General features: G+C 47.3%; 17 protein-coding genes. 15 read left to right on the top strand and 2 right to left on the bottom strand.

Going from position 1 to position 22,678, the window contains the following annotated elements; all coding sequences use genetic code 11:
* Window positions 1–139 precede the first annotated feature (139 nt).
* Window positions 140–1,072: an RluA family pseudouridine synthase gene (locus AB432_RS28410; RefSeq protein ID WP_048035147.1), complete on the top strand. Its 933-nt coding sequence runs from the start codon at window positions 140–142 to the stop codon at window positions 1,070–1,072.
* Window positions 1,073–1,160: 88 nt separating this feature from the next.
* On the opposite strand, the gene AB432_RS28405 is transcribed toward AB432_RS28410, so the two are convergent.
* Entirely contained in the window at window positions 1,161–2,174 is a 1,014-nt protein-coding gene (locus AB432_RS28405) for a hypothetical protein (protein WP_048035146.1), read from the bottom strand.
* A 139-nt stretch (window positions 2,175–2,313) separates the two neighbouring features.
* On the opposite strand from AB432_RS28405, the gene AB432_RS28400 reads away from it, so the two are divergent.
* The 14 genes from AB432_RS28400 to AB432_RS28335 all read left to right on the top strand — a co-directional run bounded on the left by AB432_RS28400 (window position 2,314) and on the right by AB432_RS28335 (window position 20,545).
* Window positions 2,314–2,937 (top strand): YhbD family protein, encoded by a 624-nt coding sequence (locus tag AB432_RS28400; protein ID WP_048035145.1) that lies wholly within the window; start codon window positions 2,314–2,316, stop codon window positions 2,935–2,937.
* Window positions 2,938–2,951: 14 nt separating this feature from the next.
* Complete coding sequence (locus tag AB432_RS28395; protein ID WP_048035144.1) at window positions 2,952–3,680, top strand: polymer-forming cytoskeletal protein; 729 nt, start codon at window positions 2,952–2,954, stop codon at window positions 3,678–3,680.
* A 130-nt stretch (window positions 3,681–3,810) separates the two neighbouring features.
* On the top strand, window positions 3,811–4,437 hold the full coding sequence (locus tag AB432_RS28390) for a TetR/AcrR family transcriptional regulator (protein ID WP_048035143.1): 627 nt from the start codon (window positions 3,811–3,813) through the stop codon (window positions 4,435–4,437).
* Between the two features lie 32 nt (window positions 4,438–4,469).
* A complete protein-coding gene (locus AB432_RS28385; RefSeq protein ID WP_048035142.1) occupies window positions 4,470–5,702 on the top strand; it encodes an efflux RND transporter periplasmic adaptor subunit in 1,233 nt (410 codons plus the stop codon).
* Complete coding sequence (locus AB432_RS28380; RefSeq protein WP_048035141.1) at window positions 5,699–8,809, top strand: efflux RND transporter permease subunit; 3,111 nt, start codon at window positions 5,699–5,701, stop codon at window positions 8,807–8,809. The genes AB432_RS28385 and AB432_RS28380 overlap by 4 nt, the downstream gene beginning before the upstream one ends.
* A gap of 135 nt (window positions 8,810–8,944) precedes the next feature.
* Window positions 8,945–10,240, top strand: a complete 1,296-nt coding sequence (locus AB432_RS28375) for an HD domain-containing protein (RefSeq protein ID WP_007724798.1) — start codon at window positions 8,945–8,947, stop codon at window positions 10,238–10,240.
* Window positions 10,233–10,760 (top strand): YwgA family protein, encoded by a 528-nt coding sequence (locus tag AB432_RS28370; protein WP_048035140.1) that lies wholly within the window; start codon window positions 10,233–10,235, stop codon window positions 10,758–10,760. Before AB432_RS28375 ends, AB432_RS28370 begins: the two co-directional genes overlap by 8 nt.
* A 187-nt stretch (window positions 10,761–10,947) precedes the next feature.
* Window positions 10,948–11,337 carry a thioredoxin family protein gene (locus tag AB432_RS28365; RefSeq protein ID WP_053079646.1) on the top strand — a complete coding sequence of 130 codons (390 nt, stop codon included), beginning with the start codon at window positions 10,948–10,950 and terminating at the stop codon, window positions 11,335–11,337.
* A 36-nt stretch (window positions 11,338–11,373) separates the two neighbouring features.
* Window positions 11,374–12,273: an S-layer homology domain-containing protein gene (locus AB432_RS28360; RefSeq protein WP_048035138.1), complete on the top strand. Its 900-nt coding sequence runs from the start codon at window positions 11,374–11,376 to the stop codon at window positions 12,271–12,273.
* 41 nt (window positions 12,274–12,314) lie between these two features.
* Window positions 12,315–16,262, top strand: coding sequence for an ABC transporter permease (locus AB432_RS28355; RefSeq protein WP_235617570.1), 3,948 nt, complete (start codon window positions 12,315–12,317; stop codon window positions 16,260–16,262).
* A gap of 120 nt (window positions 16,263–16,382) precedes the next feature.
* On the top strand, window positions 16,383–19,109 hold the full coding sequence (locus AB432_RS28350; RefSeq protein WP_235617569.1) for a lipase/acyltransferase domain-containing protein: 2,727 nt from the start codon (window positions 16,383–16,385) through the stop codon (window positions 19,107–19,109).
* Window positions 19,110–19,135: 26 nt separating this feature from the next.
* Window positions 19,136–19,468 carry a hypothetical protein gene (locus AB432_RS28345; protein ID WP_048035135.1) on the top strand — a complete coding sequence of 111 codons (333 nt, stop codon included), beginning with the start codon at window positions 19,136–19,138 and terminating at the stop codon, window positions 19,466–19,468.
* Window positions 19,469–19,551: 83 nt separating this feature from the next.
* The gene (locus AB432_RS28340; RefSeq protein WP_048035134.1) at window positions 19,552–20,049 is read left to right on the top strand and encodes a YwhD family protein; all 498 of its coding nucleotides are present in this window, start codon (window positions 19,552–19,554) and stop codon (window positions 20,047–20,049) included.
* A 238-nt stretch (window positions 20,050–20,287) separates the two neighbouring features.
* On the top strand, window positions 20,288–20,545 hold the full coding sequence (locus tag AB432_RS28335) for a hypothetical protein (protein WP_048035133.1): 258 nt from the start codon (window positions 20,288–20,290) through the stop codon (window positions 20,543–20,545).
* Window positions 20,546–20,596: 51 nt separating this feature from the next.
* Here AB432_RS28335 and AB432_RS28330 read toward each other — a convergent pair whose 3' ends face one another.
* A complete protein-coding gene (locus tag AB432_RS28330) occupies window positions 20,597–22,648 on the bottom strand; it encodes a transglycosylase domain-containing protein (RefSeq protein ID WP_048035132.1) in 2,052 nt (683 codons plus the stop codon).
* Window positions 22,649–22,678 lie beyond the last annotated feature (30 nt).

The raw sequence follows: 22,678 nt of genomic DNA, 5'->3' as shown, positions 1-22,678 counted from the left end.
CAGGCGACTGGAAGACATGTGGCAGGGCTTCCCCCGACCACCACAGTTGGAGGACAACCGTCTTTAGAGCAGGAGAGACGAGCATCTCTGGCATCCTTTTGCTACAATAAGAAAAAAGCATGGAACAGAGGGATTAGACGTGAGCCGCAAAGATTGGATCGAATACATCGTCAGTGAACAAGACACGGGAATGAACGTGGAACAAATCGTCCGGCAAAAGCTCAACGTGTCGGGTCGGATGATGCAGCGGCTGACAAGAAGCAAGGGGATTTTGCTCAATCGCAAGCAGCCCTTCCTGCAAAGACAAGTAAAAGTAGGAGATACAATCGCTGTTCGTGTTATCGAGAGACAAGAGCAAGCGCCTAGGCAGCCCCAGCATGATACGAAGCCCGCGGGACCGATCACACCAATACCCTCCATCGACATTTTGTACGAAGACGATCATCTCTTGATTGCCAACAAACCGGCAGGCATGATGGTGCACCCGATTAAACAGGAGACCGACACATTGGTACATGCACTTGCTGCCTTACTGACGGCACGGGGTGAGCAGACGAGCGTGCATCCTGTGCATCGGCTGGATAAAGATACATCAGGAGCTATTCTCGTAGCCAAAAGCAGCTATGGTCATCAATTGGCTGACAGGCTGCTGCGCGAAGGGGGCATTCATCGCGAGTATCTTGCGGTTGCCAGTGGTGTGCTGTCAGAGGGAGCTGGAACGATTGATGCGCCAATCGGCCGAGATGCGCGTCATCCGACGAAGCGCCGTGTCGTGGAGAGTGGCGATCCTGCCATCACGCATTACGAAGTACAACAGACCTCTGAGGGAATGACGCTCGCTCGCGTCTGGCTGGAAACGGGTCGTACCCATCAGATTCGCGTTCACTTTGCCCATATTGGACACCCGCTTGCTGGCGATACGATGTACGGGGGAGCGAGAGGCTTGTTACGCCGACAGGCTTTGCACGCTTCGAAGTTGTCCTTTTTGCATCCGCTTCTCGAAAAAGAGATTGTAGTCGAGGCACCGATACCATCTGATATGAAACGCTTGATGCAAGCGGAGTTTTCATAAGAACGGGCAACAAGCTGAAACCACCTTTAATAGGTGGTTTCATTTGTGTATTTGGTAAGAGATTGTGTCCGGCCAACGTCCAGTTTCCCTAGTTAATCAAGCCATTTTCCGGCGTAACGGCGAAATCATAGAAGATTCCTTTTTTGTTGATCGATGCCGTAACAGTCGGTTTCCCCTTTTTCGTAAACGTATATACGTTATATTTGGACGAAACATTGTATCCAGTCAGATCGAGGTTGAAAACCTTTTTCATCATCGGGTTGGCAGCAGCAATCGCCGTTTCTTTTGTAAAGAATGGTTTGGCAAATACCTTGGGAATATCTTCGTCCGCGGTATAGTTCTCATTTATGAACTCGCTGATCAGGGTAGCTGCCACCACTTTCCCTGTTTTCGCCCCTATGACGATACTGTATTTCCCTTCGGTATCCATGAAAGCCCATACTTGATCCAAGCGTTCTTTCGATTCTTTCACGAGTGTTACCTCAGGGAGCAGCGCCGATGCTTTACCGCTGGAAAGAGACTTCAGCGCCTTTTGCGCTGTATCGGTCACTTTGGGGTTTATTTGCTCGTTTGTATAATGCAATTTCGCAGAATTGACCTTCCCGGTGGCAGCGTCAATGCTGACCGATGCATGTTGCCCTTTGAACAGCCAAATGTTTTGTTTTTCCCAGTTGATCCGTTCTACCCAATCAATCGTAAAGGCATGCTGATTATCCATTCCTTTCAACGTGCTCGTAGCTGTATTTTGCAAATCAGCAGCCACTTCGCTCCATTTTAATTTCACGGATACGGATACAACCTTTCCCTCCTGCTTGGTAACGAGCACCTCACCTCTGTTGTTTTTGGCCGCAATCACCCAGCAATCTGCCGTTTCTCCGATAATCTCGTCCAGTTCAATCGGCACGCCGCCAGCCTGATTTTGCATCGCTTGTTTCGCCGCTTCTACGACATTTTTGTTTAACTGAGCAAGGGTTTTCATTTTTGGCTTTACTGCTGGTGCCTGACTAGCTGCATATGCTGGCGCTTGTGTGTTTGTAAATGGAGATGCAACGGATAACAGCAAGGCAATCATACTTGTCACCGCAAGTGTTTGTTTTTTCATATGTCATGCTTCCTTTCTGTATTCAAATCACTTATTTGATCCAGCTAAGGGGATTTTGTGACAGCCATCCAGGTGTCAAACAGTCTGTAGTTGAATAACGTAACAGTGTTATGTTACATTGTTTTTGGAGGTGCTTCCCTTGGACACAAATCATATCTCGAAGAAGGACCTGTTGGAGCTTACTGGCATTTCGTACGGACAATTGTACCGATGGAAACGAAAGAATTTGATTCCAGAGGAGTGGTTCATTCGCCGAGCGACTTTTACAGGGCAAGAAACCTTTTTCCCACGTGAACAGATTTTAGCTCGAATCGACAAGATTCTGAACATGAAAGACGACCTGTCGCTGGATGAATTGGCGGACATGTTTTCACCAAGTATGAGTGGAACATCATTGACCGCAGATGAATTATTGGCACGAAACATTGTTTCGACTACTTCTTTAGAAGTGTTTAACGTTTTTCTCGGGAGCTTACGGACCTTTACCTTCCAGCAGGCCTTATACGCCTATGTCTTGGAAAAGCTTTTGGCAGCTGGAGACTTAAGTGTAGAAGAAGGCGGCGGATTGCTGCAGGTACTGGCTAGCCACTATCCCAAATTCGAAGGGAAGCCTTGTGAGCTGATCTTTATGCGCAAGATGGGGATTTCTACGTTCGTGTTGGTGCCTGGCTCTACCGAACTGTATTTTGATAGCGGTGTAAAGGTAGTGAAGCGACTCGATCTAGCCAATTGCATCGAGGAATTAAAAGGAAAATATTTGTAGGGGGAGACCATATCATGCAGAACGAGAACAATAACAAGCCAGATTTGATCTTTCATGGTGCAGTGAATGCTACGGGTGGCGTATACAACAAAGTAGATGTGCAAGGTTACGGCAAGATCAATGGCAACGTAGAGTGCGAGTCGCTTCATTGTGCGGGACATGTCAGTATCTCGGGAGATCTCACTGGATCTTCGGCAAGAGTAGAGGGCAACGCGTCGATTAAAGGCAAAGTGAAAATGGAAACGTTGTCCGTCTATGGTCAGCTTGATGTTGCGGACGATTTGAATTTTACGAGTCTAAAAGTAGGTGGCAACGTCAAAGTACAGGGCAATATGGCAGGCGAGGACGTAAAGGTTCTCGGGTCATTGAAAACCGCAGGGGATTGCGAAGCGGAAGTGTTCCGGGCAAACGGTGCGTTTAGTATCGGGGGGCTTCTGAATGCAGGGCGAATCGAGGTCCTTCTGCATGGCAGTTGTGAGGCAAAAGAAATGGGCGGAGAGCACATCGAGGTGCGTCGCACTGGGAATAGCACCTTGGGCAAGCTGTTGAAGCATTTTCTTAACAATACCTTGTCCGTAGAGACGATTGAAGGTGACGAAATCTATTTGGAAAACACAAAGGCCAGGGTCGTTCGCGGCAACAAGATCGAGATTGGCCCCGACTGCGAAATTGACTTGGTCGAATACAGCACAGAATGTAAGCAAGACCCGAGCTCACAGATTAAGACTCTGACAAAGCGTTAAGCCCTGAAAAAATGAAAAATGAACATCTCAAACTGCATGCAAGTATTTACATGCATGCAGTCCCTTTATATAATGGGTTTGGAAAAATATGAAAATGCAAGTAATTGCTTGCTTGGCACGGAGGTGCGTTATGGATCACCCAGATATAGAAACAAAGCTGGGGGGGAGAGGCGAAGAGGAACAGGAAACCCGTGAGCGAATTTTATCGGCCGCACGTCAGCTAATGGCACAAAAGGGATACAAGGGAGCGACTACACGCAAGATTTCTGAGCTTGCAGGGGTGAATGAGGTAACGGTATTTCGTCACTTCAAGAACAAGGTAGGCATCTTGACAGAGCTCCTGAAAGAAATCATGGATGTCCGAGAGCAGTTGGAGCAAGGGTTGCAAGGCGAGTTTTCTGATCTCAAGGAAATGCTGGTCAGCTACGCACGTACGTATTACGGCTTATTGGTCGAGCGCAAAGAAATTTTCATGATCTGCATGATTGAAGCGGATAACCACCCGGAGGTCGTGCAGATGTTCAGTAGCCTGCCGATGACCGCAGTCGAGGTATTGTCCAACAAGCTCCTGGCATTTCAGGAGCAAGGGCATTTACCAAAGGCAGATTCGTTCACGGCAGCTCTTATGTTCGTCTCCACTTTCTTCTATGCCTTCATGGCGAAGTATCGGGTCAATCTCGATATCGAAATGGTAGAAGAAGAGCTTTTTGAAAATGCTTCTGAAATCTTGCTACAAGGCATCAGAGGACTCAAATAAAACAGCATAGCTACATAGGGGCGGAGGAAGTCATGAAGAGAAGATGGCTTGTATCTGTAATGATGATCGGACTTTTGGCTACGACGGCTTGCAGCGAGCAACAACCTGCTTCGGCACCTCAGAAGGAAGTGAAGCATGTCGCTGTAGCACAAGTGAAGAAGGAGCAGGCTGTTACCGTCACAGAGTTGTCTGGTACGCTGGCTCCTTTGGAGGAAGCACTCGTCTCTTTTGAAGTAGGCGGTCGTATCGTGGAGATGAACCGAAAAGAAGGAGACACGGTCAAAACGGGAGATGTGCTTGCCCGTGTAAACGCGACAGATTACTCGCTCCAGGTTGCTTCGTCCAGCGCTGCCGTGCAGCAGAGTGCGGCAAATCTTAGCAAGGTAAACAATGGCGCGAGAGAGCAAGAAGTCACGCAGGCGCGTTTGCTTGTGGAGAAGGCAACAGTAGGACTGCAAAAAATGCAGGATGATTTCAACCGGATTGAAAAGCTCTACCAGCAAAACGCCATTTCCAAAAGCGAGTATGAAAGTGCACAAAATGGACTGACGATTGCGCAAAAGGATTTGCAAAACGCACAGCAGTCTTATTCACTGGTTACTCAAGGGGCTCGTGCGGAAGACAAACAGTTGACGCAAGCTGTGTACAATCAGACGATTATCGCCAAAGAAGTAGCAGCCAATACACTGGCCAAAACGCAGCTTCGGTCGCCGATTAACGGGACGATCATCGCCAAGCTCTCGTCTGCGGGCAATTTGGTCGGTTCAGGTACCCCTGTCTATCAAGTCGGCAACATCGACACTTTAAAAGTCGTATTGCCCGTTCCTGACCGTGAGATTTCTGCATGGAAAGTAGGCGAGACGGTATCCCTTGACCTTTATGGACAAAAACGGGATGGCAAAGTGACAAAAATATTTCCTGCCACGAACCAAAATACCGGAACGATTGGTGTAGAGGTCCAAATCGCCAACCAAGCTCGTGACTGGTTTGCTGGTCAGGTGGTGAAAGCGACCAAAACGGTAACGGGGCAGGAAGGTGTCTACGTACCAGTAGAAGCAGTCATCAGCAGAGGAAAAGATGACGCGCATGTCTTCGTCAATGCAGGCGGCAAGGCTGTCAAAACAAGCGTAGTTATCGGGCAGATTGTAAGTGATAAGCTCGAGATCAAGAACGGATTAAAAGAAGGAGACCAACTGATCGTCAAAGGGGTGGACCGTTTGTTTGACGGTGACCCAATCGAGGCGGCAGGAGGTACACAACCGTGATCAAGTACATCGTACAAAAGCGTAAAATCACGCTCCTGTTTTTCAGCATGATTGTACTTGTAGGCTCCCTCAGCTTTTTTCAACTGCCTAAGCAAGAGATGCCGGATATTATCGTGAACATGGCGACGATCACGACGGTTTATCCTGGTGCTTCGCCGGAAAAGGTCGAGCAGGCTGTTACGAAAAAGCTGGAAGAAAAAATCAATGAATTGCAGGGACTTAACTATATATCCTCCTCCTCTTCCCTCGGAGTCTCTTTTATCATGGTGGAAGCAAAGAGTGATGTAGATCCAAAGCAAAAATGGGATGAATTGCGAAAGAAGGTAAAGGACGCAGAGGCTGATCTGCCAGCCGATGCGAAACAACCGATCATCAATGATGATTTGAACCGTACGTTTGTCCAATCGTTTTCGGTTACCGCTGACACGCGTGAGGAATTGTACAGCATGCGTACCATGCTGAAATCGTGGAAAGAACAGTTGCGCACGATTCCGAACGTAGCGGATGTACTGGTGGAAGGTCTACCGGAGCAGGAAGTCCACATCGAGGTTGATACGCAAAAGCTGAGTCAGTACGGGATCACGTGGAGTCAGGTGATGATGGCTGTCAAAAAGGAAAATGAAAAAATCCCGCTTGGCGACCTGACCACAGAAAAACGGACCTACCAGCTCAAGCTGGCGGAAAATACAGATGTCGAAGAGCTGAACAAAGTCATTATCTCCCGTTCAAAAGAGGGCTTCCCGATCTATCTGAAGGACATTGGCTCGGTCAAAATGACGACGGAGACGGTGAAAACAACTTCGTATTTCAATGGGAAGCCTTCGATTACGATCAGCGTCAATGCAGAGACAGGAAGTGATGTGCCGTCCTTGCAGAAGCGCGTAGACGAGATGATGGTGACTCTGGATAAAACACTTCCGGCAGGGGCCGAGAGACACTCGATTTATAGTCAAAATGAACGCGTGGATGAGCTTTTTAGCGACCTGACCCGGGAAATGATGATTGCCATCATCGCAGTTTTGGTGGTGTGTGCACTCGGATTGAACCTGATCACATCGTTGGTAGTAGCGATGGCGATTCCGATTTCCTTGGCAGTGGGGCTGATGTTCCTGCCATCCCTGGGTATTTCACTCAACATGATCTCGATCGTTTCGTTGATCATTGTACTCGGGATCTTGGTCGATGACGCCGTGGTGGTTAATGACAATATCGAGCGGCGACTGTCTGTCCTGGGCGAAAAACCGATGGCTGCGGCGGTTAACGGCGCCAAGGAAGTATCAATATCGATCACGACTGCTACGCTGGCTACGATTGCATCGTTTGCGCCCTTGATGTTTTTGAGCGGCAACGTCGGGCAGTTCATTCGTCCGGTTCCTGTCATTATTTCGATGACAATGCTGGCGTCGATGATCATGTCGCTGACGATCATCCCGATCTTTCGCCAATGGTATGAGCAACGTAGAAAGGCTGGCGTAGAAGGGTATCGCAAGCCCGCTGGACTTTTGGGGAAACAATTGTTGCAGCTAACCAAATGGTATGCCAGCAAGTTCATGCCGAAAATTTTGAAGCGACCGCTTTTGGCAGGAATGATTGGCGTATTGATTGGAACGGCAGCATATGGGTTGATACCGCTCACTCCGGTGGAATTGTTCCCGAACGATGATCGCCCGCAGTTTCTCATCGATATTCGTCTCCCCGTGGGCAACAGTCTGGAAGAAACAGACCGAGTGGTGCGCGGGACGGCAGATTGGGTGTTGAAGCAGCCTGGCATCGAGGCGGTATCTGCGTACGCGGGAGGCAGTGCACCAAAAATGTTCGGTGGAGATACAGCTGCCGGAAGCGGCATTACCGTCGGACAGCTAGTGGTTCGTTATAGTGAAAAAGAGACCCATCTCGAGAACATGCTGGAACCGTGGACGGAGGAATTTAAAAAGCTGTATCCGGAAGCGAGTATCTTGACGAAGCAGCTGGAGGCAGGTCCACCGGTTGGAAAACCAGTCGTGATTCGTTTTTATGGAGAGAATATTGAGACGCTGCGCTCTCTTTCTGCACAAGCAAAAGAAAAGGTTGCCGGATTAGAGGGAACGTACAATGTGCAAGACGATTTCGGGGTAGAACGCTACACCTTGGAATTTGTCGTCAATAAAGAGCTGATGGAGCAAAAGCTCGTCAACTACACCGACTTGTCCACGACATTGCGTCTCGTGAGCGAAGGCATTACCGTCAGCGAGTTTGATACGGGCTCAGACCTGATAGATATGAAGCTGTTCTTGCAAAAAGGTGAGGAAGACCCTGCATTGCTGTTCCAGCGGCTCAGCATCGCCAATGCGCGTGGAGAGCTGATTCCGTTGTCACAGCTTGCGGAAGTAAAACCAACTTTTAGTACACAGACGATCCCACATCGCGATTTGTCGCGGAGCGTGACGGTTACCAGTGATCTGAAAGGTAGAACGGCGACAGAAGTAATGGCAGAGATTAAGCCGATGCTCGATAGCATGTCCTTGCCTGAAGGATACCGCTATGAGATTGGCGGCGAGACTTCCGAGCAGACTGATATTTTTATCGACATGGGCAAACTCTCGATTCTTGTCGTTTTCCTGATCCTGATTTTGATCGCGATGCAATTCTATTCCTTGACCATTCCTGTACTGGTTACCAGTACGATTTACCTCGCTGTATCGGGGAGCTTGATCGGCTTGTTCGTGACCCAGACACCACTTGGCTTTATGACAATGATGGGGATTATTGCTTTGGCGGGCATCGTGGTGCGTAACGGGATCGTTTTGATCGAGTTCATCGAGGAGGCACGCCATACAGGCATGGAGCTGAAGCAGGCGGTTATTTCTGCGTGTGAGGCACGACTGCGGCCTATTCTTTTGACCTCGCTTACAGCGATTGCGGGGATGATGCCGTTAGCTATTTCGGGTGACGTTTTGTTCAAACCGCTTGCAGTCACTATTATTTCCGGTTTGGCGTTCTCGACACTTTTGACCTTGATCGTCGTGCCGTCCTTCTATATGGTTCTGACGCAGCACAAGATCAAAAGGCTGGCGAAAAAAGCCGCGAAGCGCCCGGATTTGTATGGGCCTGAGGCAGACATGTTGTAGGTTTGAGAGCGGCGACGACCTTTTAGGAGGTTCGTCGCTGTTACTTTTTTCTCTCTACTCTGTCGTATGATATGATAGAATCAAAATTCACTGTCAGTAATAGATAAAAAGCAGTACAGGAAGGGAGTGTCCAGGATGCAACAGCCCCAGCTTCTTCATGAAGAAAAGGTATTCAAAGACCCTGTTCACCGCTACGTCCACGTGCGGGACAAATTCATTTGGGATTTGATCAACTCGGCAGAATTCCAGCGTCTGCGCAGAGTCAAGCAACTGGGCACCAGCTTTTTTACGTTTCACGGTGGAGAGCATAGCCGTTTTAACCACTCGCTTGGCGTGTATGAACTGATGCGCAGAATTTTGGAGACGTTCGAAGGCCGTATTCAGTTGACGTACGAGGAAAAGCTGCTGTGTCTATGTGCGGCTTTGCTCCACGATGTGGGCCACGGTCCGTTTTCCCATTCGTTTGAAAAGGTGTTCAAGTATCACCACGAGGATTGGACGCGTGCCATTTTGCTTGGAGATACGCAAATCAACCGAATTCTTCGTCGGTTTGATGATAGCTTCCCGAAGAAATTGGCAGAAGTGATTAATAAGACATATGACAATAAACTGATCGTAAGCCTCATTTCCAGCCAGCTCGATGCTGATCGGATGGATTACTTGCTGCGTGATGCTTATTATACGGGCGTCAATTACGGCAATTTCGAGATTGAGAGAATCTTGCGTGTCATGCGGCCGCAGGAGGATGGCATTGTCTTTAAATTCAGCGGGATGCATGCTGTCGAAGACTACATCATGTCTCGCTATCAAATGTATTGGCAGGTCTATTTCCATCCCGTGACACGAAGTGCCGAAGTCATCTTGTGCAAAATTTTTCAACGGGCGAAACTCTTGTTCTCCCAAGGCTATCCGTTCATGCAGGAGCCTGTCATGCTGCTGCCTTTCTTGCAGGAAAAGGTAGAGCTCGCTGACTATTTGGCGCTTGATGAGTCCATTATTCTTTTCTATATGCAGCTCTGGCGCAGGGAGCAAGACCCTGTGTTGAAAGATTTATGCGCCCGTTTTTTGGACAGGAATCTCTTTAAATACGTCGAATATAATCCGAGGGATTTCCGCTTGCTGTCTGAGCTGAAAGAACTATTTCAATCTGCCGGAATTGATCCGATGTATTATTTGGAGGTAGACACGACCTCCGATCTTCCGTATGATTTTTACCGTGCCGGAGAAGAAGAGGAGCGCATTCCGATTATGCTCCAAATGCCTTCAGGTGAACTGGTCGAGCTGTCACAGAAGTCAGAAATTGTACAGGCCATTAGCGGAAAGCGGCGCTTTGATTACAAGCTGTACTTTCCATTGGATAAAGTCATGGCTTTGCCGGGGGATCTCTCCCGTAAGATTCGAGAACGTCTGGGAGTGATGGAGGATGCTTAATCGTCACGCCAAGATCATACGCCTGATTGAGATAGTCGGCGAAGTGAGCGGGCGAAAAAAATTGCAAAAGATGGTGTACATAGGAAAACATCTGGAGATGGATTTCGATGAGCGCTACGAGTTTCACATGTACGGACCATATTCGGAAGAGCTGACACTTAGAGTAGATGAGCTGTGCAACATGGGGCTTCTGGATGAGCAAATGGAGAGTAAAGGTGCCATTCATATGTATCGTTACTCTTTGAACGAAACCGGTCATGATTTTCTCAAGTTTCATGAGGTTGACTTCGGTAGTGGAGAACGTGCGATTTTGCGTATGAACGAGGAGAATTCCCGTTTTCTCGAGCTGGTTTCTACGATTCTGTATTTCAACCACCTGCCTTATGAGGAAATGAAGGGCAAAATCTTTACGTTTAAAAGCAAGCAGCGCTACACAGAGGAAGAGATTCAAAAAGGGCAGGCATTTATTGAAGAACTGCGTGCGCTGATGAAGGAAGACGGCGACACTGCACTTATGTAATAGGGAACATCATACGAGGACAAGCACGGCGTACGAACTTGCAAGAGTTGTGGTACGTCTTTTTTTTATACATGTCAGCCAGTCCAATGGGGCTGGCTTTTTTTGTCTCAGCTCGGAGCCGCATAATACGGGCATCGTTCTTTGACAAGTGCATAGGTTATGAAACATTTTGATTAGCGAAAGGGAGATGGACGTGAGGAGAAGCAAGCAATGGTGGCTGTGGATCGCGTTCGGTGTTGTTATGCTTGCCGTCGGTATAAGTGCGTGGGGTACAGCCAGTGCCCATGAAGTAAGAGTGGTGTACGTCTATAGTGATAGCTGCGGATATTGCACGGAGTTCGGCCCGACATTCGAGAGAGCTGTGAAGGCTTATCCACCGGAAATGATCCAACGACTGGATATCCATAAGCAGAAAGAGCTGGATGAAGCGTCGCGACTCGGGGCAGAGGCAACCCCCACTGTTTTTGTCGTCGAAAAAGGTAAGGTTGTCGATAAGTTGGAAGGGGCGGTATCCGAGAATACGTTGCGAAGCTTTTTGCAAAGGAACCTCAATCAGACTCTTTCCGAAAATGGATAATATAGGTAAAATATCCGGTAAAGAGGGGGTCATTCCATGAACAAACGTGCAATGATGTCGTACCTACTAGCATCTGTACTCACAGTGGCAGGGTTTACTGGAGTTGCTGACAGTCCTACCGTTCAAGCGAAAGCGTCAGCGAAGGATTACGCTTCACATACAGCAAAGGCAGCTATTGATTTCGGTGTACAGAAGAAATACTTATGGCTGGATAGCAAAGGAAACTTCTATCCGAATAGTCAAATCACGCAGGGACAGTTTATCGCGAGTTTAGTAGCCATTCGCGGATTGAAGGAGGTGGCACCCGTATCACAGCTCCCGGCAGGGCACTGGGCGAAGATGAGCTATGAGAAGGCGCAGAAGGCGGGGATTTTGGCGGGGGTGAAGATAGAGCCGAACAGACTGTTGACGAAGGAAGAAACGGCAGCGCTGGTGTATGCTGCATGGAAGCCGATTCGGGGTGAAAAGAATCCGAATTTAACCAATACTGGGGCGCTTATCACGTGGGGATGGATGAAGCCTGCACCTAGTGGTCAGCCTAAATTTCGTGAGGATTTGCCTGTGACGCGAGGCGAAGCGGCGGAGATTTTGCGATATTTGTGGAAGGATAAGTGGCAGCTTGAGCAAGGGGCGAAGTATGCGGATGAGTTTCATAAGAGCTTGAAGGTTGTGAATGGGAAGATTAGTGGGAAGGTGCCTAAGGGTGATAGTGATTTTATGATAAGGGCGATGTTTGTCTCAAAACAAAACGTTAAAGAAGGTTTTTTAAATAATGAATCCTTCAGTATTTTAATAAACGGCGCAGACTATATGTCTTTAGTAATCATAAATAATAACGACTCAACCGATGCTGGTGCTTTTATGTATCACAAATTACCTACTTTTGAGCGAGTTGATAATACACGGAAATTTTATAAAGCGAAGGGTACAAAATAATGATAAAACTTATAATAAGGCACAGGAAATTAATTTTTTCTGTGCTCTCCTTTTGTCTCATAAGCGGGCTACTTACTATTTATTCAAATTTTGCAGGTGCAACACCAAACTACCACGGCATTGGTGTTGCTACTGTAGATTCACAGAAAGAGCTTGCACCGAAAAATCATTTTGACATTCTTGCGATTTCGGGAATAGATGGAGAACTCGGTGCAACAGTATCACAAATTGAAGTAGATAGGGTCATTGATGGAAATAGGGTATTAGGATTCGCTGATATCAACAAAAAAGCAGATAGAGGATGGTACTTCGTAGACGAAAGTGAAACGAACTACTGGATCAAACGGTTCGGCGGAAATCCAAATTATATCTTGGGTGGAACTGCTAATGTTTATAGTAAAACTGTTTCTAGTAGTACTATAAGAGATTTCGAAGAGTACCAAGCCTACAACCTCGCAGAACTAGCCTCCGCCTCAGGCGGCGCAGGCTACACCAAAGGAGACAACCTCGTCCCAGACGGCAAGGGCGGATACATCTCAGTAGGCCACTTCCGCACAACCCCACAACCCAGCGGTAGCATAACCACCAACAAAACCAAATACAACCTCAACGAAACCGTTGAGATCCATGCAAATGCCACGGACTTTTCTTACTATGACCGCGGCATTTTTGTATGGTCTTTAAATGTGATCAACAAGACAACAGGGCGTGGATACAAGAGCATCTTATCTAATCAAAAATTCAACGATCCAAGCACGGCTATCCCCACGGTATACGAGACAAGCAGTCCCCCAGGCTACAAGTGGGCCTATAAAAATACCGAATATAAGCCTACCGAGCCAGGTGTGTATGAAGTATCGCTAACGATCACTGATCTGCATCAAAGAAGTCGCCAAGGATCGAGCAGCATAAATGTTTCCACACCTTACACAGCACAATTCACAGTAGGTGATGTAACCCCACCGGAAAAACCCGATCCCGAAAAGCCTGACCCAGGTCCAGCCTGTTCGATCGGATCGACAAAAACCAAACTGGACATTCAAGTCGTTGGCGACAAGGATATGAAAGACCACAATGCTGTTGCAAGCGGTGGCTCAGATATTGCTGTCGAAAAAAATGCCGAAATCACTCTCTATGCCAATAAATCGGGGAAGTTCACCATGAATGGGTATGACATGAAGCCTGGGGCGAATGGCAACAGGAAGGTCGGGACAGGAAGCATCGGGAGCTCTGGAAGGATAAAAGTCGTCTACATCAGTGATGATGGAACAGAATGCTGGGAGAAATATTTGAGAGTCAAGTCGCCAGACGGCGAAGACTCGTGCCCCATCGTTACACTGTCGGCATCTGCGGTGAGAAACGGTGAAACGATTGAGATTATGCCGTTTGACACGCTAACGTTCCGAGCCAAATACACAACCAAATACGGAGATAGCGAGGAAGCATCGCTCAAGTGGGATGTGACACTTCCAAATGGAAAAATCTATATCTTACCAGTCGAGGAAAGTGACAATGGCAGATGGCGATCCTATCATTCCCCTACCTTAAAACTTCCGTACGGGAATATTCATGACCCGTATGATGTTCAGTTTGAGCAAGGAAAAACGTACAAACTGAAGCTTAACCTCGATGGGACACAGTGGAAGGATCGGCCTGACTGCAATTGGGAAATCACGATCGTAGTAAAAGATGCCTCCTGCACAATAGCGGACCAAAAAAAGGTTAAATTCTTGGTACATAGCGAGCCGCCGCTGCCATTTTCCCCGGAAGGCGAACTGATGAATGGATCAGCCAGTTCAGGATATACACTGACAGACCCGGTGTATTTCAAATACTTTACTGATCTCGGAGATCACTACGATACCAATCTATCGTTTTCCTCGAAGGTATCTGGTACTTGGTATTTGAAGACTCCCGAAGGAAAAACAACGTTAACCGACAAGCTTGCAGCGGACGAGCAATTCAGGCTCATGTTGCCAGGTACTGTGGATGTTGGTGATGAAATTGTACTGCTGTTCGAGTCCGAGACTGGCTGCACGGGTGAAGTACGATTCACCATTGAATCTGACCAAAAATGCCGGGATATTTTGGTGTCTGTAGAAATTGATCTGAAAAACCAAAAGTGGAGCAAAGAAATTAAACGTGGAGAAACGATTGAAATAGCAGCAGATGAAATTCCAGACGGGTATCGTTTTCACATGTTTTTGTCCGAGGATAGTCGCTTTTCGATGAGGTGGTTCAATCCGGCCACAGGAAACTGGGAAAGAAAGCGAAATGGTAAAGAACTGGATGGATCTAACACCTCCACAAATGGACATTGGGTATATTTTCCGAAAGATGGGAACGATCTTCTTCTAGAAGGTCTGTACAAGGTGCAATTTTATTCACCCCAAAGTGATGGCTGTGACGGACATTATTTTGTACAAATCGGAAAAGGCACTCCAAAGCCGGATGGAGAGAATTTGCTTATTGTGAAATCGAGCTTTCAAATTAATCCGAAGAGCCCTCAAGCCGCAGGAACCGATGCGACGATTACATTCAACGTGAAGAATGCCGGGAAATTAACGCATGATACGAAATTGGCTGTTCGTTGGGCTAGCTCGGTGAAGGAAACCAGCTTGGATGTGAAGGAATTTAAGCCGGGAGAGGTGCGTAAAATAACGGTTCCGACGAAGTATCCGCAAAAATCTGAGGATTTCATCGCCCATATCAACCCTGCGAAATCCATGCCGGAAAATGAAACGATCTGGACGGACAATCGTGCGACTTGGCCAGTGAAAATCATTGGTGGGGAAGTTCCCGAGCCGCCTGGGGGTGGAGACGATTTTGATGGCGGTGAAATTGGCTTAGAGATTTATGACAGTGATGGTCGACAGCTACAAAAACTGCCGCTACATGCAGATGGCGTGTGGGAACGTGAACCTGCTAGGATTCACGTGGTCATTGATCAGTCGAAAATAAACGAAGGCTTCCAAAAAACAGAGCAGGAGATCAATCAGAAAATCACGGAATTCAAGGCGCAATTGGAAAGTTCAGTCAGCGGGGACGATATTAAAAACGTAACCGTCACTGCGAATCCCGGGTGGATTTCAGATGCCAAGAGCATGGCAGTCTATACGCCATCGCAGCTTGATCTGAAGCTGACAGGCCCTGGAGCGCCAATGCAATGGCAGGTAAGCAGTGCATCTACAGGCACAGAGGTCGTGTACACAGGAACCACGGTCCCCACACAGACGACTTGGCGCCAAGTACTCCAATCCCAAAAGTACAAAGCAGAAATCAACGGCTTTGTCATCGTGATGGATTATCAGGTCGATTTTGAACTGTCCTACGAGAGCTGCACGACGAACGACGAAGATGAAGTGGTGTGTGAACCACAGAACATATCCAAAACAATGGCAGGACGCTATACCATTACGGTCAAAGGGGGAGAGCGCTCCTTTGAAGTATTTGAGCCGAATGCAACAGGCTCGATTCGACATACAGCCGAATGGGAAGCGTATCATGCCAGAGATCGGTATCCAAACAGCCAGCCAAACGATTACTACGCGGGGGAGCGCATCTTGACCCAAGTGGAGCTGAAGGATCGACACCGCCATCCTGTGAGCAACCAGCTTCCTGTCGTGACATCTGCGCGAGCGTGGATTTCGGAAACTGGCTTGCGCCAAACGCCGTTACAGTCGTTGCTAGCCTTGCAACAAGTGTCTCCCAAGCACTGGAGAGGCCCCTCCTATTCCGCTTCCAAGCTAGGAACTCGTGAAGTGGGAGTAGATACGCCTTTGATGGGGGATAAACAGCATGGCTTCCAAAAGGATACGAGCTACGCAGTCTATTACTCCGTTTCCTTTCGTTTTGACGTGAACAAGGGCTTCCCCTATCAAAATAAAGCCTCCGGGCAAGGGCACGAGCTAAAGGATTATCAACTACCCTTCCGTATCATTGCAAATGCATGGGAACGACAAGGAATCCGCAACCATACGACTCAGTAAAAATATTTGCACCCCCTCTCTGTCTTTTTCTACTGTAAAGCTAGAAAAAGGATGAGGGGGATTTTTGTGGGAATAATCACGCGGCGGTTGCTATGTGTACTTCTCCTATTCACTTTATGCTTGGGAAATACAGTGGAACAGGGCTGGGCAAAAGAACGGGAGATATTCGTAGAGGAGGTATGGGCATGGATCGACGAGGGAGAGGTGCGTTTTCAGGCACAATTATCGGGTACTCCGGATAAAGTCGAGCTGTCTGTTAAACAGGACAGCGACAGCAAGACTCGTTCTTTTCACGAGGAGTCTCAGATTTCCCTCGCTGTAATGCCTATGGATGATAGTCCTATCCAGATAACGATGTTCATCGATGATTCAGAAGAGGCCTTACGTAGCTGGGAGCTATCGTTGCCTGAACACATCGAGCCGACTGTAGATAAAATAAAAATCAAAAAGGCGCCCTGGAATGAAATGGCTGCCGATCAGGAAGAACCGCTAGAGTTGATCGAACGAGAGATCGAAGACCAAAACGAAGCTCCATCAGAAGAGGCAGAGCAAGAACAGGATGCCACCGACGAAGAGCTTTCGCGGCTGGCAGAGGAATTTTATGGGCATTTTTCAGGCGAGAATAAGCCAGGAGAAGCAGAACTGCGCAATAGAGAAGCTCGCTTTGAGGTAGAACCGAATGACACCTTGGGCAGCAAATCGGACTGGCTATTTGACGGAAAGGACAGCCATGGAAAGATTAGCAGTAAAGATGATGTGGATTTTTGGAAAATCAGAGGAACAACAAATGGTCAGATGAATATATCCCTCACAGATATTCGGGCAAACGAAGATTACGATTTGTATGTGTACGATGAGGAGGAGCAGGAGCTCGCTCGTTCAGAGCAGCATGGAAATGAGCCTGAGCTAATCGAGGGACTGGCACTGGAAAAAGACAAATGGTACTACATCAAGGTCGTTGGAAAGCGGGGCTCGTATTCGAAAGATTACTACTACCGCCTTCGAGCTGATTTTTCCCCGGATCAAGGAGGAGGCAAGGCAGATGAATACGAGCCGAATGACACAATGGAAGCAGCCTACGAGCTGGATGCGTATAACCGAAATATCGTAGGAAATCTTCATTCAAAGACGGATGTGGATTTTTACAGCTTATCCTTTACGCTCTCCTCCACTGTGGAGGTCTCTCTCAAGGATATCCCTACTGGAATGGATATGGATGTATTTCTGCTCGACGAGGCTGGAAAAGTAGTCGCCAGATCCGAGAAAGCGAAGAACTCGGATGAACATATTATTTTCAATGCCTATCCTGGAACCTACAAAGTCAAGGTCATGGCCAGCAAACGCTCGGGATTTACCGCTAACTCGTACAGTCTTTATATAGGAGACAGAACGATCCCAGTTATCTTAATCCCGGGAGTAGGTGGATCGCGACTCGAAGTAGAGCAGAATGGAAAGAGATCAGAAATATGGTTGGGACTTGGCGATAGTCTCATTGGTATTAATGATCCCAAACACCGCAGGCTACTTTCTCTGGAGCCAATCAAGCCAAATAGTGTAGATGTACAGCCAGTCGTCCGTGATGTGACGATCCACCCGGAAAAAGACGATTTTTACGCCATCGAGTATCTTTCCTATGCACCGTTTTTAAAAGAACTTACCGAACAGTATTACAGCATGGTAAAGGAACTGGAGAAGGCGGGATACAAAAAGCACCGTACCTTGTTTGCACTGCCGTACGATTGGCGGTACAGCAGCACCAAAAATGCCAAACTTCTAAAAGAAGAAATCGACGCTGCACTGAAGGCAAGTGGGGCAAATCAGGTGCATTTGGTGGCACATAGCATGGGTGGGCTCTTGGTAAAAGAAACACTTCTATCCAATGTGTCCTACCAGCGTAAAGTGAATCGTGTCGTGTATATGGGCACACCCTTCCTTGGCTCTCCACGGGCATATCAGGCTCTTAAGCACGGATACAATTTTTCGATCCCTTGGCTGGATGAGGAAACAGGGAAAGTGATTTCCTCTTATGCACCTGCCGTCTACGAGCTGCTACCATCTAGAAAATACTTTGAAACGGTTGGCTTCCTGAAAAAGAGTAATATTCAGTACTACACCTACGACGAATTTTTAAAGGACAAAAATATTCGCCTCGACTATGCGCCGCTTGTCAGGCATGGCGGCAAGATGCATGAAAAGTGGGATAACAAAACGATCAATGTTCCACAGTATTCCATCGTAGGTACAGGTCAAGTAACACTGCTCGGCTACTTTTATGATTCTTTTTATGACGAATGGTCCCCGATTCTCGATCCTGGCGTTGGGGACGGTACCGTTCCGTATATGAGTGCCAATTACGCCCAGAAGGATATGAAAAAACGATACTACATGAAAGGCGAGCACGCCAAGCTGCCGACCATACCAGAAGTCATCGACCAAGTAACGCGATTGCTACAGGGAGATGAGGAATTACAATCAGGATTACGCAATGCTCCGGACCAAAATGCTGACTACCTGTATTACATCATTGCACAAGATGACAAAAGCTTTCCTGAAGTAACGATAAACAAATCCGGAGAGACCTTTACACTCGACGCCAATAAAAAAGAAGTACGGGAAGACCTGTCTATTGAATATCATGATCGCATCGTTGTCATCCATGTTCGAGATGGTGAAGACCTGGAATTCCAGCCTCCTGTAGCAGTAGAGGGAGAAGCGTCAGCGCGCTTTCTGATCAAGCGTTTCTCGTCAGATGATTCGGAGCGTTACAAAGAAACAGGCAGACATTACGTGCTCGATGAGCGTGGACTGGCAGAGGTAGAAGAATCTACGGATCCCAATGTTCAGTAGTCACCAAAAACAAAGGGTGTAAGACAATGGATGATAATTGGATTGTCTGGTTCATACTCGGTCCATTCGTATTTTCATTGATGTTTGCGGGACCTTTGATCGGTTTGCTCATCGCCGCTTTCATTCGCTTCACGCTAGGCTTTCGAGGCTGGTTGATCTTTCTAAGTGTTCTTTTTATCAGCTTTGTGTACTACTTGTTTATTGTTCCCTCTGACACGATGCTAGGTGAACTGTTTGTCATGAAGGTTGCCATGGCGGTCCATACAGCCATCGTAACGATCCTGATCATGTGGGGCATCGAAAAACTCATCCAGCTCGTAAACAACAAACAAAACACCCAAAAGCCCACAGATAAATAACTGGGCACATAGGCAAATTGCGTCACAGCACGTTTTTCGAGTAGAATAAAAGGAAGGAGAATGATTGTCTGGAGGTTATTCAAATGGATATTTTTGATAATAAAAAAGGCGGTTTTACCATCATGAGTGGAAAAACCGATGTACACGGTGGTTTTGGTCAAGGTGTACTCGACCTGAATGCTGTGTCCTCGGTCATTATCGATGGGGACGAAGCGTACATTGACATGGGTGCCTTGCATGCCAAAAGTTCTGTAGAAAAGGGCATCAAATGGACGACGAATAAAGAAGAAGTACCAAATGGAAAGCCATATTGGCTCGTTTGGGTAACCGTCGATCGCAATGAAGCTGGTCCTTATTATGCAGGAGCAACCGCTTGCTATATGGAAATCGATAGGGAAGCTCGTCGGGGTTTCAAAATTTTGGCGGATCACGTAAATCGCATGGATTACTCCATGAAGAGACGTATTATGCTGTCCGATCTATCTGAGAAGGAAAAAGCCGCACTGAAAAAGCTTTTGATTGAAAATAACGCGGATATGTATGAGAATTCCACTGAGGAATTAAAGCAAAATTTGTCCTAAAGTTGGAAATCGTGAACGGTCTGTGAACAAATCGTGAAATCAATTGTTCACACAATTGAAGTCAGGTAAACTTATTTCCATATCTGTGTACATGTACACTAGGTCAACAAACAGGGAGAGAGCCGTCACTCTTTCCCTGTTTGTGTATATAATTTCTTTTGTTGATCATAGTTTTTGGGATATCGCGGAACACTAATGAGGATTGAACCAAACTGTTTGACGGAAGGGGCGGTACCCATTGGGAGAAGATCTCCGTGGTAATGAACAATCGCATGATCATTTTGTGAAGCACGGTGGCGTCCATTTCCGCACACACGTGACTCCGACCGAGATAAACAACTTTGTACGCAAGCTCCCTGCCGGAAAAAGGGACAGCTTGTTTGAAGTATTGGAACAGCTTGATCATGCAGGTCTGATTACGATCGTCAACGACCATGTTTTTGCCGATGGAGATGGAGTCGTGGGCGGCGGGGACAATCAGAGCACGCAAGGTTAATAGTCATACCAAAAAGGACGTACTCGCTGAAGAGGAACGTCCTTTTTTTCTTTATTGATTTGGTTTCCACCAACTGCCCATACGCTGCCAGAAGGTCGAAGAATCTGGCGGCTTTAAAGGTGTCGGTGTCTCATTTTTCGGGATGTGATCCGTGCAGTAATCTTGAGGCTCTGTTCCGCTGGCGAAATAAAAGAGCTGTGGATTCGGACAATGCTCGGTCGCCAGTTTTCCAGAAGCGGGATCGATATAGACAGAAACAACACCAGCAGGCATGTCAAAGAGTGCAGGGGGCTGACCTTTGAGCGCACTTTCCATGAACTGGGCCCAGATTTTTTTGGACAGATAGCCTTCCTTTACATCATCGACCTTTTGGTTTTTGTCGTAACCTACCCATACGGTTGACACCAACTGCGGAGTGAACCCACTCAGCCAAGCGTCATAATCCGTAGATCCTGTTTTCCCCGCTACAGGTCGGTTCATTTCACCAGCAACGCGATATCCCGTACCCCCTTGTTCAAATACACTTTGCATCATATTCACTAAGAGGGCAGATGCGACAGGATCGGCTACCTGTGTTTTTTCTGGTTTTTCTTCAACCAAAATGTTACCCTCGCTATCCTCGATGGATGTAATGGCAATGGGCTTCACTGCTTGTCCCTTGTTGACGATGGCTGCATAAGCTGCGTTTAACTCCAAGGGAGAGACGGGTGAAGTTCCCAGTGCCAGAGAGGGAACTGCTTGCATCGAGCTGGTGATACCTAATTGCTTTGCCTGTTCAACTACTTTTTGCGGACTGAGAAAATCAATGGTCTTGACAGCATAAATGTTGTCGGAAGTTTTGATTGCTTCACGCATGTTGATCAGTGCGTTTGCATATTTTCCACCAAAATTGCCAGGGATGTACTGCTTATTGTTATCGTAGGTAAAAACGGTTGGTTCGCTTTTCATCAAAGTGAGCGGTGTATAGCCGTTTTGCAAGGCTGACAAATACATGATCGGCTTGAAGGAGGAACCGGGCTGCCTCTTGCCAAGTACGCGGTTGAACTGACTCACCTTGTAGTCACGTCCACCTACCATCGCTTTGATATAGCCGGTAGCAGGGTCCATAGCGACAAGTGCTACCTGCAAATTCGGATTATTCTTCGGTAAGACAGAGGCGACAATATCCTCGGCCTTTTTTTGTACGACTGGATCAAGGGTCGTATGGATTTTTAGACCGCCATGAATAAATTTTTCTTCGTCAATGCCATATTTGTTTTTTACCAAATTGGCGATGTAATCGCGGAAATAAGGAGCTGGCTCAGTGACATTCTCGTTTGTTCGCTGTTTTAGCTTGATTGGTTCTGCGTAGGCTTGCTCTACTTCCTTCGATGTCAGTAGATTGTCGCGTTCCATGGCATTCAAAATGAGCTTTTGTCTGGCTTTGGCTCGTTCCAAATCGACAAATGGTGAATAATAAGTTGGACCCTTAGGGATGCCTGCCAGCATGGCGCTCTCTGCAACCGTCAAATCTTTGGCGTCCTTGCCAAAATAGGTTTGGGCAGCAGCTTGTACGCCATAAGCTGAATGACCATAATAAATCTGATTCACGTACATTTCTAATATTTCATCCTTGCTGTAATTCAGTTCAAGCTGAATCGAAAGCAAGGCTTCTTTGATTTTTCGTTCCCATGTCTTGTCCAAGCTGAGATACAGATTTCTTGCCAATTGTTGGGTGATGGTGCTGGCACCTTGACGCATGTCCATGTTAATGACATCGACATAAGCGGCCATGGCCAACCGTTTCCAATCAAAGCCAAAATGCTCGCGGAACGAACGGTCCTCGATAGCGATAGTCGCATCAAGCAATGCGGGTGAAATCTCTGCAAGTGGCACAGAAATCCGGTTCTCACCACGGTGCATCGTATCCAAAACCTCTCCATTGGAAGCGTAAATTGTCGTGGTTTGCTTCACAAACGTTTCCGGGAGTGGTTGTGAGCGTAAGTACAAAATGAGTAGCAAGATGGCAAAAGAGAAACATAATAGGCTGAGAATGGTAAATTTTACGAATTTCTTAGCCCAACGCAAATAGCGCAGCAATGGGGCTTCGCGAATGACTTCCATGTGTGCCTCTCCTCCTTTCTGCGGTTGAAT

The sequence above is a fragment of the Brevibacillus brevis genome (assembly GCF_001039275.2).
In the GTDB taxonomy this organism is placed as follows: domain Bacteria; phylum Bacillota; class Bacilli; order Brevibacillales; family Brevibacillaceae; genus Brevibacillus; species Brevibacillus brevis_C.
Note: the sequence above shows the minus strand (reverse complement) of the source record. Positions and strands in the feature narration are given on the sequence as shown.

What these genes read in the sequence shown, in the direction of transcription:
- AB432_RS28405 (WP_048035146.1), bottom strand. Translation starts at nt 2,174, where the DNA reads ATGAAAAAACAAACACTTGCGGTGACAAGTATGATTGCCTTGCTGTTA.
- AB432_RS28395 (WP_048035144.1), top strand. Translation starts at nt 2,952, where the DNA reads ATGCAGAACGAGAACAATAACAAGCCAGATTTGATCTTTCATGGTGCA.
- AB432_RS28390 (WP_048035143.1), top strand. Translation starts at nt 3,811, where the DNA reads ATGGATCACCCAGATATAGAAACAAAGCTGGGGGGGAGAGGCGAAGAG.
- AB432_RS28385 (WP_048035142.1), top strand. Translation starts at nt 4,470, where the DNA reads ATGAAGAGAAGATGGCTTGTATCTGTAATGATGATCGGACTTTTGGCT.
- AB432_RS28375 (WP_007724798.1), top strand. Translation starts at nt 8,945, where the DNA reads ATGCAACAGCCCCAGCTTCTTCATGAAGAAAAGGTATTCAAAGACCCT.
- AB432_RS28370 (WP_048035140.1), top strand. Translation starts at nt 10,233, where the DNA reads ATGCTTAATCGTCACGCCAAGATCATACGCCTGATTGAGATAGTCGGC.
- AB432_RS28365 (WP_053079646.1), top strand. Translation starts at nt 10,948, where the DNA reads ATGGACGTGAGGAGAAGCAAGCAATGGTGGCTGTGGATCGCGTTCGGT.
- AB432_RS28360 (WP_048035138.1), top strand. Translation starts at nt 11,374, where the DNA reads ATGAACAAACGTGCAATGATGTCGTACCTACTAGCATCTGTACTCACA.
- AB432_RS28345 (WP_048035135.1), top strand. Translation starts at nt 19,136, where the DNA reads ATGGATGATAATTGGATTGTCTGGTTCATACTCGGTCCATTCGTATTT.
- AB432_RS28340 (WP_048035134.1), top strand. Translation starts at nt 19,552, where the DNA reads ATGGATATTTTTGATAATAAAAAAGGCGGTTTTACCATCATGAGTGGA.
- AB432_RS28330 (WP_048035132.1), bottom strand. Translation starts at nt 22,648, where the DNA reads ATGGAAGTCATTCGCGAAGCCCCATTGCTGCGCTATTTGCGTTGGGCT.